The sequence below is a fragment of the Streptomyces sp. NPDC005803 genome (genome assembly GCF_040630435.1).
Classification (GTDB): domain Bacteria; phylum Actinomycetota; class Actinomycetes; order Streptomycetales; family Streptomycetaceae; genus Streptomyces.
The window spans coordinates 75,693-90,830 of sequence record NZ_JBEXXO010000021.1; the positions used below are offsets into that span (position 1 = coordinate 75,693).

The window sequence follows — 15,138 nt, forward strand, 5'->3', positions numbered from 1 at the left end:
TCCGCGCGTCCCGCACCTCACACCTCGAAGGAATCCCCTCATGTCCTCCGCCTCACATGTCACGGCCTCCGCACTGATCGCACGTTCCCGCCGGCTCGGCTCGGACCCGCGCAACACCAATTACGCGGGCGGCAACACCTCCGCGAAGGGCACCGGGACCGACCCGGCCACCGGCGGCGATGTCGAGCTTCTGTGGGTCAAGGGGTCGGGCGGCGACCTCGGTACTCTCACCGAGCCGGGCCTGGCGGCGCTCCGGATGGACCGGCTGCGGGCGCTCAAGGACGTGTACCCCGGGGTGGAGCGCGAGGACGAGATGGTCGCCGCCTTCGACTACTGCCTGCACGGCAGGGGTGGAGCGGCCCCCTCGATCGACACGGCGATGCACGGGCTGGTGGACGCCGCGCACGTGGACCACCTGCACCCGGACTCGGGTATCGCGCTGGCTTGCGCCGCCGACGGCGAGAAGCTGACCGCCGACTGCTTCGGCGACAAGGTGGTCTGGGTGCCCTGGCGCCGGCCCGGGTTCCAGCTCGGCCTGGACATCGCCGCGATCAAGGCGGCCCATCCCCAGGCCGTCGGCTGCATCCTCGGAGGTCATGGCATCACCGCCTGGGGCGACACCTCCGAGGAGTGCGAGGCCAACTCGCTGTTCATCATCCGCTCCGCCGAGGAGTACCTCGCGAGGAAGGGCAAGGCCGAGCCCTTCGGGCCGGTGCTGGCGGGGTACGAGCCGCTGAGCGAAGCCGAGCGGCGCCGGCGGGCAGCGGCTCTCGCCCCCGTGATCCGGGGGCTGGCCTCGCAGGACCGGCCGCAGGTCGGCCACTTCGACGACGCCGGGACCGTACTGGACTTCGTCTCCCGCGCCGAGCACCCGAGGCTCGCGGCGCTCGGCACGTCCTGTCCCGACCACTTCCTCCGTACAAAGGTCCGCCCGCTGGTCCTGGACCTGCCCCCCTCCGCCCCGCTGGACGAGGCGATCACCCGGCTGAAGGAGCTCCACCAGGAGTACCGCACGGAGTACCGCGCCTATTACGAGCGGCACGCCACCCCGGACTCCCCCGCCCTGCGCGGAGCGGACCCGGCCATCGTGCTCGTGCCGGGCGTGGGCATGTTCTCCTTCGGCAAGGACAAGCAGACCGCGCGCGTGGCCGGGGAGTTCTACCTCAACGCCATCAACGTCATGCGCGGTGCCGAGGCCGTCTCCACGTACGCGCCCATCGAGGAGTCGGAGAAGTTCCGCATCGAGTACTGGGCGCTCGAAGAGGCCAAGCTCCGGCGGATGCCCGCGCCGAAGCCCCTCGCCACCCGCGTCGCCCTCGTGACGGGCGCGGGAAGCGGTATCGGCAAGGCCATCGCGCACCGCCTGGTCGCCGAGGGCGCGTGCGTCGTCGTCGCCGACCTCAACGCGGGGACCGCCGCCGCCGTCGCCGAGGAGCTCGGGGGCCCCGACAAGGCCGTGGCCGTCACGGTGAACGTCACCTCGGAGGACGAGATCACCGAGGCGTTCGCGACCGCCGCCCTCGCCTTCGGCGGCGTGGACCTGGTCGTCAACAACGCCGGGATCTCCATCTCCAAGCCCCTCCTGGAGACCACGGCCAAGGACTGGGACCTCCAGCACGACATCATGGCCCGAGGGGCGTTCCTCGTCTCGCGTGAGGCCGCCCGGTTCATGATCGCGCAGGGGCTCGGCGGCGACATCGTCTACATCGCCTCCAAGAACGCGGTCTTCGCCGGCCCGAACAACATCGCCTACTCCGCGACCAAGGCCGACCAGGCCCATCAGGTGCGGCTGCTGGCTGCCGAGCTCGGCGGGCACGGGATCCGCGTCAACGGTGTCAACCCCGACGGTGTCGTCCGTGGCTCGGGCATCTTCGCCGCCGGCTGGGGCGCGCAGCGCGCCGCGACGTACGGCATCGAGGAGGAGAAGCTCGGCGAGTTCTACGCCCAGCGCACCCTCCTCAAGCGTGAGGTCCTGCCGGAGCACGTCGCGAGCGCGGTGTTCGCCCTCACCGGTGGCGACCTCACCCACACGACGGGCCTGCACATCCCCGTGGACGCCGGTGTCGCCGCCGCTTTCCTGCGCTGACGGCGGAGTCCCGCCGACCGCACCTGGGGCCGCCGCATCGGCGCGACGGCCCCGGGTGTACGCGTGTACGACCGGCCGGCGAAGTAGTGCAGGGGAGCCGGGACACGCCTCGGCCCCCTGAGCGGAAAGCCGCCACGGGGCCCGGGCCGGCTTTCCCGTCCTGCCCCCGCCGTCCTCCTGCGTTCCCCCTCCCCGACCGGCCGCTCCCAGCGGAGGCAAAGCCCGTGACCACCACACCCCCCTCCTCGGCGTTTCGTTCCGCGTTCGCGGCAGTCGACCTCGGTGCCACCAGCGGCCGTGTGATCCTCGGCCGGGTCGGCCCGCACAACCTCGACCTCACCGAGGTGCACCGCTTCCCCAACACGCCCGTGCGCCTGCCCGACGGACTGCGTTGGGACGTCCTCGCCCTCTTCCAGGGCGTCCTCGACGGGTTGCGGGAGGCCGCTCGGGCCGGCGGCGTCAGCTCCATCGGGGTCGACACCTGGGCTGTGGACTACGGGCTCCTGGACGCGGACGGCGCGCTGCTCGGCTCTCCCCACCACTACCGGGACAACCGGACCGACGGCGTCGCGGAACGGGTATGGGAAACGGTCGGCCCCGAGGAGCTGTACCGGATCACGGGCCTGCAGCACCTCCCGTTCAACACCGTGTTCCAGCTCGCCGCCGCCACCACCAGCGCGCAGCTGGCCGCTGCCCGCACCCTGCTCCTCGTTCCCGACCTGCTCATCCACTGGCTGACCGGATCCCTCGGCGCCGAGGAGACCAACGCCTCCACCACCGGTCTCTTCGACGCCCGTACCGGCGGCTGGTCCACGGACATCCTCGAGTCGCTCGCGATCGACCCCGGTCTGCTGCCGCCGCTGCGTGCGCCGGGTGACCCGGCCGGCACACTTCTGCCGCATGTCGCCGCCTACTCCGGTCTCGACGCCCGCACCCCGGTGACCACCGTCGCCTCGCACGACACCGCGTCCGCCGTCGTCGCCGTCCCGGCCACCGAACCGCACTTCGCCTACATCTCCTGCGGCACCTGGTCCCTGGCCGGACTCGAACTGGAGGCGCCGGTTCTGACGGAGGCGTCCCGGGCCGCCAACTTCACCAACGAGCGCGGCATCGACGGCACCATCCGCTACCTGCGCAACATCATGGGCATGTGGCTGTTCGAGGAATGCCGCCGCACCTGGGACAAGCAGGGCCTGCCCACGCACATCCCCACTCTGCTCGCCGACGCCGCACGCGCCACACCGTTCACCGCGCTCGTCGATCCGGACGCTCCCGTGTTCCTGGCCCCCGGGGACATGCCCGCCCGCATTCAGGAGTACTGCCGCCGCACCGGGCAACCGGTCCCCGACAGCCAGGGCGCCCTCGTCCGCTGCATCCTGGAGAGCCTGGCCCTGGCCCACCGGCACACCCTGCGCCAGGCGGCCGAACTCGCCGGTCGCGACGTCGCCCGCATCCACCTCGTCGGAGGAGGCTCCCGCAACGACCTGCTCTGCCAGCTCACCGCCGACGCCAGCGGACTCCCCGTCATCGCCGGTCCCACCGAGGCCACCGCGCTCGGCAACATCCTCGTCCAGGCCAGGGCCGCCGGGCTGGTGGGAGATCTTCCGGCGATGCGCCGCCTCGTCGCCTCCACCCAGCACCTGAGGCACTACCGCCCTCGTGGCGACGCGACAGCCTGGGACGCGGCAGCCGCCCGACTCGGCCCGGACCTCACCCGTGCTCACGATGACGCCCTCGGGCACGACCACGCCCTCTGGTAATGGGTCCTCTCTAGTGCCGCGGCAGCCAAGGTTCGCCCCGTCGCGACGCCATGCACGCACTCTCGCCGCACCGGCCGAAAGTCCAAGTACGTCCAGTACGAGGACTTCCGGCCGGCACGCCGAGAGCACGCACCTGACGCCGCTCCTACCGGGCAAACCTTGACTGACGCGGCACTAGTCAGGACCGCTCCAGTCGAACGGGAAGTGTTTGCTCGACTTCCCCGAGCGTTCCCAGGAGAAGCCGAACGCGTCGGCGCGGTCGGCGGTAGCCCGCCCCCAGGTGGCGACCTGGCCTGGGCCGACCTCGGCGCCCGGGGCGTTATGGACCTGGACGCGTGTGCCGTCCGGCGTCGTCGGGCCGGTGAGTGCCTCGGCGGTAGCCGTGACCTTGCCGGGAATCTCGGCTCGCCAGGTGGCGAGGTCCTCGTCGATCTCCACGTGGATGGGGGCGCGGTCCATGCCGCGCATCTCGGGGTGGAACATCTCCCCGAACTGCGCCGGCCATCCGCCCGCCTCGCCGCCGAAGATGGCCCCGAGTGCGGCGCGCTGCTGTTCGTCGGCTCGTTCGTCGAGGAAGATCGCGGCGTACGCGTCGGTGTGCGTGCCTGCCCAGGGGTTGCCGACGAAGGAGCCGAGCATCAGGACGTTGAGATCATCGAGCCGCGTGTCGCCGAAGCTGCCTTCCCGGATACGCCACACCAGCACGCCCTCGCAGTCCCCGTAGGTGGGGGGTTGTGCAAACGTACAGGGGCACGGTATGGCGCACTTGCACACATCGAACCAATCACCGGCCAGGCGCCAGCGCGTACCGGTGGTGACCTGCTCAGTCATCTCGCTTCCCTCCTGCCGAGCCCGACAGGGCTCCTCGGAGTGGCCGGACCGTGTGTACCGAGCCCGTACCCGGGATGGCGACGCGGCCTCCCTTCCAGCTTGCACCTCTCGCATTGACAGGGGGAACCCGGTGCTTGCGCGCGAGCTTCGGCCCCGGCCACCTTCTCTTCACGCTGTGTGACAGATCGCACGCGTCGCGGAAGCCTTGGGGCCGTGCCAGGTCCCGCCGATGGAGCGGACGAACGTCGCGATCGCCACCAGGGGGCCGAGGAGCGCTCCGATCAGCTTGGTGGCGAGCGGGTGGTCCGCCAGGAAGAAGGTGTGCCAGAAGTCGTCCGGCACCCAGGCCGCGATCACCCCGTGATCAGCAGCCCGGCCATCAGGCCGTGAACTGCCGGCCCATCAACAGCGCCAGGATCACGCCGAGTTCCACGACCAGATGGGTGGAGGCGATCTCGAACGCCATCGCCGCTGCGAAGTACGCGCCCTGCGGAACAGCGAACGGGCCCGAGCCACGGCCGCGTACGGGCAGGACGACGAGGCCGCCCCGAGCCCGGCCGGAAGGGCGAGTGTGCACGGCCGGTCATCGCCCAGCAGCCGGACGACCGTCGACCGGCGCACGACCGCCTGTACCACCGCCGCCAAGACGAACCCGAGGATGCGCCCAGGTGCCCTTCCAGGTCATCGATCCGGCGATGGACAACGCGTGGCCGATCGTGTCCACAGTGTGTCTGCCCGTCGCCTGATCTGGCGCGGATCTGAGCGAGTACACACATGAGAGCCGGCGAAGCCGCACGGCTCGTGGCGACGGTGTTCTCGGCCGCCTCGTCGTTGAGGTGCGTACCGCTCGGCCTCGTGATCGGCACGCTGCTCTCACTGATCGACCAGGTCACGGTGACAGCGTCCGGCGACGCCACGGTCGCGACCTGGCTTCGGGTGCTGTTCACCTACCTGGCGCCGTTCCGCGTGTCCAGCGCGGGATTCTTCGGCTGCCGGCGTGCCACCGGGCGAGCAACACCGACAACGCGGACAGCACGGCCTTCAGGACCGGGCGCGTCACATGCCGCCCATTGACGGCATTGCCCCCTGCAGCCCCGGCAGCAGCCAGTCGTGGAACGGCGCAAGCACGGCCAGCACGAGAAACGCGACGCCCATGACCCGGCCGAGCAGCGGGCCGCGGGACCACAGCTTCTCCAAGAAGACCACCACGGCCAGTCCAGCCATCGCCGCCACGTTCATCACGCCGAGCGGGATCAGGACGACCATGAGTCCCGCGCAGCAGCCGACACAATAGGCGCCGTGATGGACACCCACCCGAAGGTCCCGGGCCGGCTGCGGGAACCCGGCGTAGCGCACCAGGTGGCTCATGGGGTCGCGGCAGTGCCGCAGACAGACGTACTTGAGGGGGCCCAGCTGATAGAGGCCCGCAAGCAGGAAGGCCGCCGCGCCGATCCAGCGCCCGGCGGTCGGATGGTCGTCCACCAGGCCGCCGGTGAGGGCCAGGGCCGCGTAGGCGAGTAGTCCGAAGGCGGTCCACACCAGCAGATACCCGCCCGCGAACTCCACGGTGCGCGCGGTCCGCGTCCAGCCGGAGGACTGCCGGCCGATCCCGCGCACCCACGTGATGGCCACCGGCGCCATGGACGGCAGCATCATGGCTGCCATCATCGTCAACCACAGCAGCAGGAACAGCGGCAGCGCCATCCCCATCGTGCCGGGCTCGACCCCCATGTCCCGGGCCTGCCCGATCGTCAGCGCCCAGGCGGGCACCGCGATCAGGACGACCAGGAACCAGGCGGCCGCGAGATGCCGCGCCGGCAGCAAGCCACCACCCGCTCCGGTCGGCGAGGGCGACCGGGCGGGTACGACGGTGAATTTCCGGCTGTGACGCATCGGCGTGTACTCCAGCGGGGGCTTCCAGGACAGCACGCATCCCCCCACGGCGCGACCCCGCTCGGCGCTGGTGGACCGAGACACTTCCTCGAGCAGGGCCGGCGCACACGGTGGTGCCGACGGAAGACCGATCCCCTCTGCTCGGACGCCCAGGACAAAAGGTGCTGCTGACGGTCGAGGCGATATTCTTCAGCCCCCTCCCGCCGAGTGCACGGATGCGGCGACGTGCGCGAGCATGAGAACGCACTGGCGGGTTCTGTCCTGCCGCCTCGACGGCACCGCGGCACCCCGGAGGGCGGAAAGTGCACACGTCAACGGAACGTATGGCGCCCCTTGACCGAGTCAGGGAGCGCTTCAGCCCCGTCAAGTGTGCGGGTCCCCAACCGGGTCCCCAAAAAATGATCAAGGGGCCGTTTCAGATCTCCTCTGAAACGGCCCCTGACCTGCGACTTCGCAAAGTCGGGACGACAGGATTTGAACCTGCGACCCCTTGACCCCCAGTCAAGTGCGCTACCAAGCTGCGCCACGTCCCGCTGCCAGTCACCCGGTTGCTCCGGGCGGCTGCGCAGGACAAACATTACCTCACTCCGAGGACCGGATCGACGCCCGTGCCTGCTGGGCGCGGGTCGCCAGGGCCTCGGCCCCGCAGGCCGTGGCCAGTTTCTCCGCCCGGGCGAGCTCTCGGCGCGACCGGATGGCGACGCCGTGGTCGAACAGGGCGAGGGCGAGTTCGTAGCCGGACGGCGACGCCTCCAGATGGCGGACCGCCTCGCCCAGCAGGTGAGCCGCCTCCTCCGGGCGGGCGAAGAGGGAGACGCACCGCAGGGCCTCACCGATCGCGGTGTCGGTGCCGAACCGCTCGGCGTGCACGCGGGCGGAGTTGGCGAGCTGGGCGGCGCGGGCCGGGTCGTCGTCGGCCAGGGCCCGGGCCAGGTCACCGGCCCAGGGGGCCCAGATGCCGTTGAACCTGCCGCGTGGTTCGAGGGACTGGCCGGCCGCCTCCAGTTCCGTGACGGCCTCCTTCGTACGGCCTTCGGCGAGCAGCAGGCGACCGCGGACGCACGGGGCGTCGGGCAGCACCATCGCGCTCGGGTAGGGCAGGCCGAACTGGTACTGGTCGGCGATCTTGCGGGCCTCGGTGATCCTGCCCCGGGCCAGCAGCGTGTCGATGAGCAGACAGGCGGCGTCCCAGTGGACGGGCAGTCCGCTGCCCACACGGTCCGCGAGGCGGAGTCCCTCGCGGAGGAAGCCCTCCGCCTCGGCCAGCCGGCCGCGACGGCGGTGGACCAGACCCAGCAGCGTGTGGGCGAAGGCCAGATGGGCACCGCTCCAGCCGGAGATCTCGAAGGCGCGCACGGCCTCGCCGAAGAGTTCCTCGGCGCGGTCGACCCGGTCGGTGAACGCGTAGGTGATGCCGAGCAGGGCCGGGAACTCGAAGCCCCATTCGGTGTCGGTCCAGCCGAGACCGCGGGCGGGGTGGCCGTTGACCAGGGCGCGTTCGCACAGGTCCACGATCAGCTGGGAGTTCTCGCCCCGCAGCATCGCGTCGAAGGCGCGCAAGGTGAGCAACGCCCGTTCGGCGTTGTCCCGGCCGTCGAGGTGGTCGGCGTTGGCGGCGAGCCGGCGGGAGCGGCCGGGGCCGTCCTCCTCGGTGGCCTGCATGCCCTCCCAGAGGAAGTGGGCGGCCTGCAGACGCATCAGACCGGGGCCGGGCGCCGTGCGCTGGGCCTCGGCCGCCAGGGCGAGAGCCGCCTCCTTCAGCTGGTTGTTGTGCGACAGCGCGGCGGCGAGCCGGAACGTGGCGTCGACCCGCAGCTCGTCGGCGAGGCCCGGCATGTCGAGGGCGGCCCGCAGGTGCTGCACGGTGGTGGGCGGCGAGCTGAGCAGCGTGGCGCAGCCCAGTTCGTAGAGCAGAGTGGCGCGCACGTCGTGGCGCGGAGGTTCCTGGAGCGCCCGTTCCAGGCAGCGGCGGGCTGCTTCGGGGCGCCCACCGCGAGGTGCTGGCCGGCGGCCGCCCGCAGTTGCTCGACCAGCTCCTGGTCGTCGTCGGGGTGGACTTCGAGCAGGTGCCGGGAGGCGGCGGCCGGGCCGAGTCCGGCCCGGGTGATCGCCCAGGCCGCCCTGCCGTGCATGGCGGTGCGGGTGGCCGGTGGAATGGAGCGGTACACGGCGGTGGCGATGAGGGGGTGCACGAACTCCAGCGGGTCGAATCCACTGACGATACGCGCCTCGCGCAGCCGGGCGGTGCAGTCCGCCGCCTCGGCGGAGCTCATGCCGGCCAGGGTGGCGGCGAGGTCCTGGGAGATGTCGGTGCCCAGGACGGCGGCGGCCCAGGCGAACCGGTTGGCGTTGGTGCCGAGCCGTTCGAGCCGGGCGACGAGTCCGCTGCCCCGGGCGGAGGCGCCGAGTTCCCGCAGCAGTCCGGCTGACTCCTCCAGCGGGGCCAGTTCGCGGTCCTGGACCTTGGCGACGAGTTCGACCGCCTCGTACGGGTTGCCGCCCGTGACGGCCCACACCTCGCGGCAGAACGGGTCGTCGGCGTGTTCCCCGAGGGCTGCCCGGACCAGTTCGGCGGTGGCGTCGGGGGTGAGCGCGCGCAGGGCGACCCGGATCTGCGCCGGATGGCTGCCCGCGGCGGTGCGCTGCGCCTCGCGGGCCGCGAACTCGTCCGGGCGGTGCGCCTGGACGACCAGGACCTTCAGTTCGCCGAGCCGTGCGGTGAACGAGGAGAGCCAGGCGAGGGATTCGCCGTCCGCCCAGTGCGCGTCGTCGATGACGAGCAGCAGCGGACGGTGGCTCAGGCGGGAGGCGAGCTGGGAGACGACCCAGTCGAGGCCGTCGCGCACACCCTGCGGGTCGGGCTGCGGGCCGGTCGGCTCGGAGAGACCGAGGGCCGGTGCCGCGATCTCGTACCAGGACCCGAACAGGGCCTTCACGTCGTCGGCGGGGAACTGGTCCAGTGCGGGCTGGAGCAGTTGGCGTACGACGTGGAACGGCACCGAGGTGACCGTCTCGCCGCCGCGGGCGGACCAGACCGTGCACCGGTCGGCCGCCATGGCCTGGATCTCGGCCAGCAGCGCCGTCTTTCCGATGCCCGCTTCGCCGCTGAAGATCAGCAGACCGCCGGTGGCCTGCGCGCCGCACAGTGCGTCAACGGCTTGTGCGGCAGCGGCGAGTTCCGGTTCGCGCTCGTACAGCAGCCGGGACGGCTTCATGCCTACCCTCCCCCAAAGTCGTATCGATGACAGTCGAGCCTAGTCGTGCGCGGGGGCCCACCGACAGGGGTTCAGGCAGTTCGTCGCAGGTGCGAGGCACAATCGAGGGGTGGACGAGACGCGCAGGGACCGGGATACCGAAGGCAGGGCGCACAATGCGCGCCCCCGGGACGGGCTGGGGCGCCCGCTGCCGTACGGCACGCCAGGGGTGGAGCGGCAGCCCGAGGGCGTGGTCCGCGCCCCCCGGGAGACCGTACGGGAAGCACAGCGCCTGTTGGACGCGGGCATGCCGTTCCACGCGCACGAGGTCTTCGAGGACGCGTGGAAGTCCGGCCCCGGTGCGGAACGGGAGTTGTGGCGCGGGCTGGCCCAGCTGGCCGTGGGGCTGACCCACGCGGCCCGGGGGAACGCGACCGGCGGGGCCCGGCTGCTGCGGCGCGGTGCGGCGGCGCTGACGGAGTTCGCGGCGTCCCAAGGGGGCGATCGGGCCCCGGAAGCCCGCGGGGCGACGGCGTACGGGATCGGCATCGACGCACTGACCGGCTGGGCCCTGGAGCTGGCGGCGCGGGTGGAGGAGGCGGGCGCGCCGGCCGTCGACGCGGCCGCCGAGGCACCACGGCTGCGTGCGGACGGCGGGTGACGCCGGCGCCGCCCCGGCTGCCGGCCAAGGCCGGCGCGGGAGTCGCGCGGCGCGAACTCCCCTTACTTTCCCTGCCCTTGACCGAGAGCGGTGAACAGCGCCGCGCGAAACCATTACCATCCGGCGTCATGAGCACTTCTGACCAGGACCAGGACCAGGCCGTGGACGCACCGATATCCGCCCCCGAGGACACCGAGGAAGCCGCGGAGACCGGGGACCGCAGACTGACGCCACGCCAGGCCAGACGTCTGCGCGTCGTCCTCTCCTCGGTCGGGATGGCGGCGATGGCGGTCGTCCTCGGGCTGCGGATCGCGAGCCGGTCCTCGGTCCTGGTGGTCGGGGTGTACGGGCTGGCGCTGATCCTGTGCGGGATCGTGATCGAGCTCAGCAGGAACGGCCGGACCCGGCTCGGCAGCTGGCTGCTGGGGGTCGGCCTGGTGGCGGCGATCGGTTCGGACTGGCTGCTGATCCCCTGAGTGACCGGTCGGCAGCCCCTCGCGGCTCCGCCTCCCTGAGACTCGGTCAGCGGGCCGAGATCCGCACCGTGCCCCCGTGCGGATCGGCCCGGTCCAGCCAGTCGGCGGGGAGGTGGAAGGGGCCGCCCGGCCGGGCGGGGCGCAGCAGCCGTCGGCGGTACAGCTCCCGCCCGTCTTGACGGGCCACGAGGAGCGGGGCCGTCAGCTGCCGGGCGGTGCGCAGGACGAAGCGGTCGTTCAGGGGCCGGTCCCCCTCGGGGCCGAGCAGATTGGGTGCGATCCACTCCAGCGGGGCCTCGACGGCGAGCGCGGGCCGGCCCGCGGGCCAGGTACCGGTGCCCAGATGGCGTCGTACGGACGCGGCGAGGGCGCGGCCCTCCGCCGCCGCGGTTGCGGCGCTCTCCACGGCGTGGAGGAGATTGCCGACCGCGAAGACCCCGGGCACGCCGGTGCGGTAGCCGGTGTCGTACGCGGGGCCGCGGGTGCCGGGGTCCAGGGGCACGTCGCCGCGCCGCGCCAGTTCGTGGTCGGGGATCCAGTCGCCGGTGAACACGACCGTGTCGCACCGCAGGGTCGTCGTGCGGCCGTCCTGGTGGCGGACCGCGACTCCGGTGAGCCGGGTGCGGCCGGTCAGGGCCGTGACGGTGGTGCGGGTGAGAAGCGGGGCGCCATGGCGTGAGGCCGGCATCGGGGGAAAGGCCGGCGGGCGGTCGGTGACCCGGGCGACGAGCTCGACTCCGGCGGCGCGCAGGGTGCCGGCCGCCGCGATGCTGACCGCTTCGTCGCCGACGATCACGGCGCGGGTGCCGATGGTCTGGTGGTGGATGTGGACGGCCCGCTGGAGTTCGCCGGTGGTGTAGACACCCGCCGGGCGGGTGCCCGGGACGAGCCGGGCGCTGCGTGGGCGTTCGCGGGCTCCGGTGGCGAGGACGACGGCGTGCGCGGTGATCCGTTCGAGTCCGCCCGGTCCGGTGGTGTCGAGGGTGCGGGGTCCGGCCCAGCCGGTGACGGTGATGCCTGTCCGCAGGACGGCTCCGGCCCGGGTGGCCGCCGCCGTGCAGCGCCGGGCGTACTCGGGGCCGCTCGTCCGGCCGTCCGTGCGGTCGCCGAAGCCCCCGTGGTGGCAGTGGCGCGGGATGCCGCCCGCGCTCTGTTCGCGTTCCAGGACCTCGACCCGCGGCACGCCGGATGCGGCGAGCCCGGTCGCGGCGCCGAGTCCGGCGGGTCCTGCTCCGACGATCAGCACGTCGACGGTCCGCTCTCGGCGGGTCATGGCCGTGCTCCTTCGAAGAGTGCGCGCGTCATGGCCGGGCCCCTTCGGTCCGTGCGCGCGTCATGGCCGGGCCCCTTCGAAGAGTGCGCGCAGCCGGGCTCCGCAGTTGAAGCCCTGGCAGCGTCCGTTGCCTGCCCGGGTCCTGCGGGCGAGTCCCGCCACGGACCGAGGCGGGAGGGTGGAGGCCAGTGCGTCACGGATCTCGCCCGCGGTGACGCGTTCGCAGTGGCAGACCAGGGTGCCGTAGGCGGGGTCCCGGGCGATGAGTTCCGCGCTCAGGTAGGGGCGTTCGGCCGCCTCGCCGAGGTAGGGCATGCGGAGGGGCGGGAGTTCGGCGGCGGCGCCCAGGTCGAGCCCGGTCCGGGAGAGCAGGGAGGTGACGTGGTCCGCGATGGCCATGGACGCGGTCAGCCCGGTGGAGCGGATGCCGCCGACGGCGATGTAGCGCCGGTCGGCATACTCCTGGATCCGGTAGTCCTCCTGGCCGGTGGCCGCCCGCAGTCCGGCGTAGACGGCCGTCACCTCCTCGTCGAGGAGCCGGGGCAGGATCCTGCGGCCCTTCTCCCTCAGCAGGGCGATGCCTTCCTCGGTCGACTCGGTGGCGGTCTTGTCCTCGAGTTCCTCCGCGGTGGGGCCGAGGAGGACGTTGCCGAAGACCGTCGGCGCCACCAGGACGCCCTTGCCCGCGGCGGTGGGGACGGGGAGCAGGATGTGCCGCACCAGGCCGCGGGCGAGTTCGTCGAACACGATCAGCTGGCCTCGGCGCGGGGTGACGGTGAAGACGTCATGGCCGAGCAGACGGTCGACTTCGTCGGCGTGCAGTCCGGCGGCGTTGATCAGGAAGCGGGTGCGCAGCGGCCCCCGGCCGGTCGTGAGGGTGTGGACCGCGTCGCCCGGTTCGATGTGGCGGACCGGGCAGTCCAGGTACAGATGGACGCCCGCGCGAACGGCCTGGGTGGCGTAGGCGAGGGGGGTGCTCCAGGGGCAGATGACGGACTCGTCGGGGACCTCCAGCGCGCCGAGTGCTCCCGGACCCAGGTGGGGTTCCCGTTCGGCGACCTCGTCGGCGTCCAGCAGCCGGGCCGCGTCGTAGCCGTTGGCTTCGGCCTTGGCCAGCAGGGCGGGCAGCGCGGCGAGTTGTCCGGCGTCCCAGGCGACCAGGAGCGCGCCGACGCGTTCGACGGGGATGCCCGTCTGCGCCGCGTACGCGGAGAGCCTGCGCTGTCCTTCGCGGACAAGGCGGGCCTCCAGCGAACCGGGGACGGCGTCGAAACCCGTGTGCAGGATCGCGGTGTTGGCCTTGGACGTGCCGTCGCCGATGTCGTCCGAAGCCTCGACCAGGGCGGTGCGCACGGGGTAACGGGCCAGTTCGCGGGCGATCGCGGTGCCGACCACGCCCGCTCCGATGACGGTGACGTCGTACGGGGCGCCGTCGGGGAGCGCCGGCAGCGGTTCCCCGGCGGTCGTGACGGTGGGCGTCATCGGGACGCTCCGGCAGGGCTCATGACCGTTCCAGGAGGACGTCGACGGCCGCACGGAACGCGGCGAGGCGCTCGGCCGCCTCCTCGGGGCCGATCCGTGGTGCGTAGACCGCGGCCGGCCGCCAGGGGGGTACGACCTCGGTGAGGGAGAGCCCGGGGTCGAGGCCGAGCCGGGCGACGGCTCCGGCGCCGAGCGCCGTGACGTCGGGCAGCGCGGACACTTCGACGGGCCGTTGCAGCAGATCGGCCTGGGTCTGCATGAGGAGCGCGGACCGGGTCAGCCCGCCGTCGACGCGGAGCGCGGACAGCGGCGAGCCGAGATCGTCCGCCACCGCGTCGACGAGCCCGACGACCTGCGCGGCGATCCCTTCGCACAGCGCCCGCACGAGGTGACCGGCGGTGGTGTCCAGGCTGAGGCCGGTCACCGAGCCGCGCAGGTCGCCCCGCCACCAGGGGGCGGCGAGCCCGGCGAGTGCCGGTACGAAGGTGACGCCGCCCGAGTCCGGGACGCCGCCGCCGACGGGATCGAGGTCGGCGGCGCCCGAGATCACCTTGAGGTCGGTGAGCCAGCGCACCGCGGAGGCGGCCGTGTAGACCTGTCCGTCCAGGCAGTAGCTGGTACGTCCGCCGAGCCGCCAGGCCACGCAGCTGACCAGGCCGCTGGAGCCTCGTCGCGGTACGGGACCGGTCTGGGCCAGGAGGAACGCGCCGGTGCCGTACGTGCACTTGGCGGTGCCCGGTTCGAGGGCCCCCTGCGCCAGCAGGGCGGCCTGCTGGTCCACGAGCAGCCCGGTCAGCGGGATTTCGCCGCCGAAGGAGGCCGTCGTGCCGAACTGCCCGGCCGCGTCGACCACGGACGGCAGGCGTTCGCCGGCCAGGCCGAAGACGTCCAGGGCGGCGGGTGACCAGGCGACGTCGTCGAGATCGAGCAGCTGGGTGCGGCCGGCCGTGGCCGCGTCCGTCACGAACGCGCCGGTGAGCCGGTGGACGAGCCAGGCGTCGCTGGTGGTGACGACGCCTTCCCTCGTCAGTTCGCGACGGATCCAGGCCATCTTGGGCGCGGCGAAGTAGGGGTCCAGCGGAAGACCGGTGAGGCGTTTCAACTCTGCCTCGCGATCGCCGAGTTCACCGCAGAGCTGCTCGGATCTCCGGTCCTGCCAGACGATGGCCGGGGTGAGCGGCCGCCCGGTGTCCGGGTCCCAGGCGAGCACCGTCTCGCCCTGGTTGGCGAGGCCGACGCCGACGACCGGTTCGGCGGCGTCGGCCAGGGCCCGCGCCCCGGCGTCGAGGACCGAGCCGAGCAGTTCGGCGGGGTCCGCCTCGACCGCCCCCGCGGGCCCGTACCGCGGGCGCACCGGAGCGGAACCGGAACCGATCACACCCCGCTCGGGGCAGATCACCAGCGCCTTCGTCCCGGAGGTGCCCTGGTCCACGGCGAGTACCGGGCCTGTCATCGGGTCTCCAGCGGTACGCAAGCGCTACG

10 protein-coding genes, 1 tRNA gene and 2 pseudogenes are annotated in these 15,138 nt (G+C 72.6%); 5 read left to right on the plus strand and 8 right to left on the minus strand.

Annotated elements, in window-relative coordinates; translation table 11 throughout:
• Positions 1 to 40 precede the first annotated feature (40 nt).
• Together ABZ454_RS27320 and ABZ454_RS27325 are read left to right on the plus strand one after the other, a co-directional pair.
• Positions 41 to 2,086 (plus strand): bifunctional aldolase/short-chain dehydrogenase, encoded by a 2,046-nt coding sequence (locus ABZ454_RS27320; protein WP_359541751.1) that lies wholly within the window; start codon positions 41 to 43, stop codon positions 2,084 to 2,086.
• 224 nt (positions 2,087 to 2,310) lie between these two features.
• On the plus strand, positions 2,311 to 3,846 hold the full coding sequence (locus ABZ454_RS27325) for a rhamnulokinase family protein (protein ID WP_359541753.1): 1,536 nt from the start codon (positions 2,311 to 2,313) through the stop codon (positions 3,844 to 3,846).
• Positions 3,847 to 4,020: 174 nt separating this feature from the next.
• Here ABZ454_RS27325 and ABZ454_RS27330 read toward each other — a convergent pair whose 3' ends face one another.
• Both ABZ454_RS27330 and ABZ454_RS27335 read right to left on the minus strand, forming a co-directional pair.
• Entirely contained in the window at positions 4,021 to 4,677 is a 657-nt protein-coding gene (locus ABZ454_RS27330) for a DUF1326 domain-containing protein (protein WP_359541755.1), read from the minus strand.
• A 225-nt stretch (positions 4,678 to 4,902) separates the two neighbouring features.
• Positions 4,903 to 5,401: pseudogene (locus tag ABZ454_RS27335) on the minus strand (permease); the annotation flags it as partial.
• A gap of 50 nt (positions 5,402 to 5,451) precedes the next feature.
• On the opposite strand from ABZ454_RS27335, the gene ABZ454_RS27340 reads away from it, so the two are divergent.
• The gene (locus tag ABZ454_RS27340; RefSeq protein WP_359541757.1) at positions 5,452 to 5,751 is read left to right on the plus strand and encodes a hypothetical protein; all 300 of its coding nucleotides are present in this window, start codon (positions 5,452 to 5,454) and stop codon (positions 5,749 to 5,751) included.
• On the opposite strand, the gene ABZ454_RS27345 is transcribed toward ABZ454_RS27340, so the two are convergent.
• The 3 genes and pseudogenes from ABZ454_RS27345 to ABZ454_RS27355 all read right to left on the minus strand — a co-directional run bounded on the left by ABZ454_RS27345 (position 5,734) and on the right by ABZ454_RS27355 (position 9,785).
• A complete protein-coding gene (locus ABZ454_RS27345) occupies positions 5,734 to 6,606 on the minus strand; it encodes a DUF2182 domain-containing protein (protein ID WP_359541759.1) in 873 nt (290 codons plus the stop codon). The genes ABZ454_RS27340 and ABZ454_RS27345 overlap by 18 nt on opposite strands.
• 423 nt (positions 6,607 to 7,029) lie before the next feature.
• Positions 7,030 to 7,103: transfer RNA gene (locus tag ABZ454_RS27350), tRNA-Pro, on the minus strand.
• A 49-nt stretch (positions 7,104 to 7,152) separates the two neighbouring features.
• Positions 7,153 to 9,785, minus strand: a pseudogene (locus ABZ454_RS27355) (AAA family ATPase).
• A gap of 109 nt (positions 9,786 to 9,894) precedes the next feature.
• Between ABZ454_RS27355 and ABZ454_RS27360 the strand changes: the two are divergent.
• The gene (locus ABZ454_RS27360; RefSeq protein ID WP_359541762.1) at positions 9,895 to 10,425 is read left to right on the plus strand and encodes a DUF309 domain-containing protein; all 531 of its coding nucleotides are present in this window, start codon (positions 9,895 to 9,897) and stop codon (positions 10,423 to 10,425) included.
• A gap of 128 nt (positions 10,426 to 10,553) precedes the next feature.
• Positions 10,554 to 10,901, plus strand: a complete 348-nt coding sequence (locus tag ABZ454_RS27365; RefSeq protein WP_356322071.1) for a hypothetical protein — start codon at positions 10,554 to 10,556, stop codon at positions 10,899 to 10,901.
• A gap of 46 nt (positions 10,902 to 10,947) precedes the next feature.
• On the opposite strand, the gene ABZ454_RS27370 is transcribed toward ABZ454_RS27365, so the two are convergent.
• The 3 genes from ABZ454_RS27370 to ABZ454_RS27380 are packed head-to-tail and all read right to left on the minus strand — an operon-like array spanning position 10,948 to position 15,109.
• Positions 10,948 to 12,174: an FAD-dependent oxidoreductase gene (locus tag ABZ454_RS27370; protein WP_359541764.1), complete on the minus strand. Its 1,227-nt coding sequence runs from the start codon at positions 12,172 to 12,174 to the stop codon at positions 10,948 to 10,950.
• Positions 12,175 to 12,234: 60 nt separating this feature from the next.
• The gene (locus tag ABZ454_RS27375) at positions 12,235 to 13,656 is read right to left on the minus strand and encodes an NAD(P)/FAD-dependent oxidoreductase (protein ID WP_359541765.1); all 1,422 of its coding nucleotides are present in this window, start codon (positions 13,654 to 13,656) and stop codon (positions 12,235 to 12,237) included.
• 19 nt (positions 13,657 to 13,675) lie between these two features.
• Positions 13,676 to 15,109 (minus strand): FGGY family carbohydrate kinase, encoded by a 1,434-nt coding sequence (locus tag ABZ454_RS27380; protein ID WP_359541768.1) that lies wholly within the window; start codon positions 15,107 to 15,109, stop codon positions 13,676 to 13,678.
• Between the last annotated feature and the right edge of the window lie 29 nt (positions 15,110 to 15,138).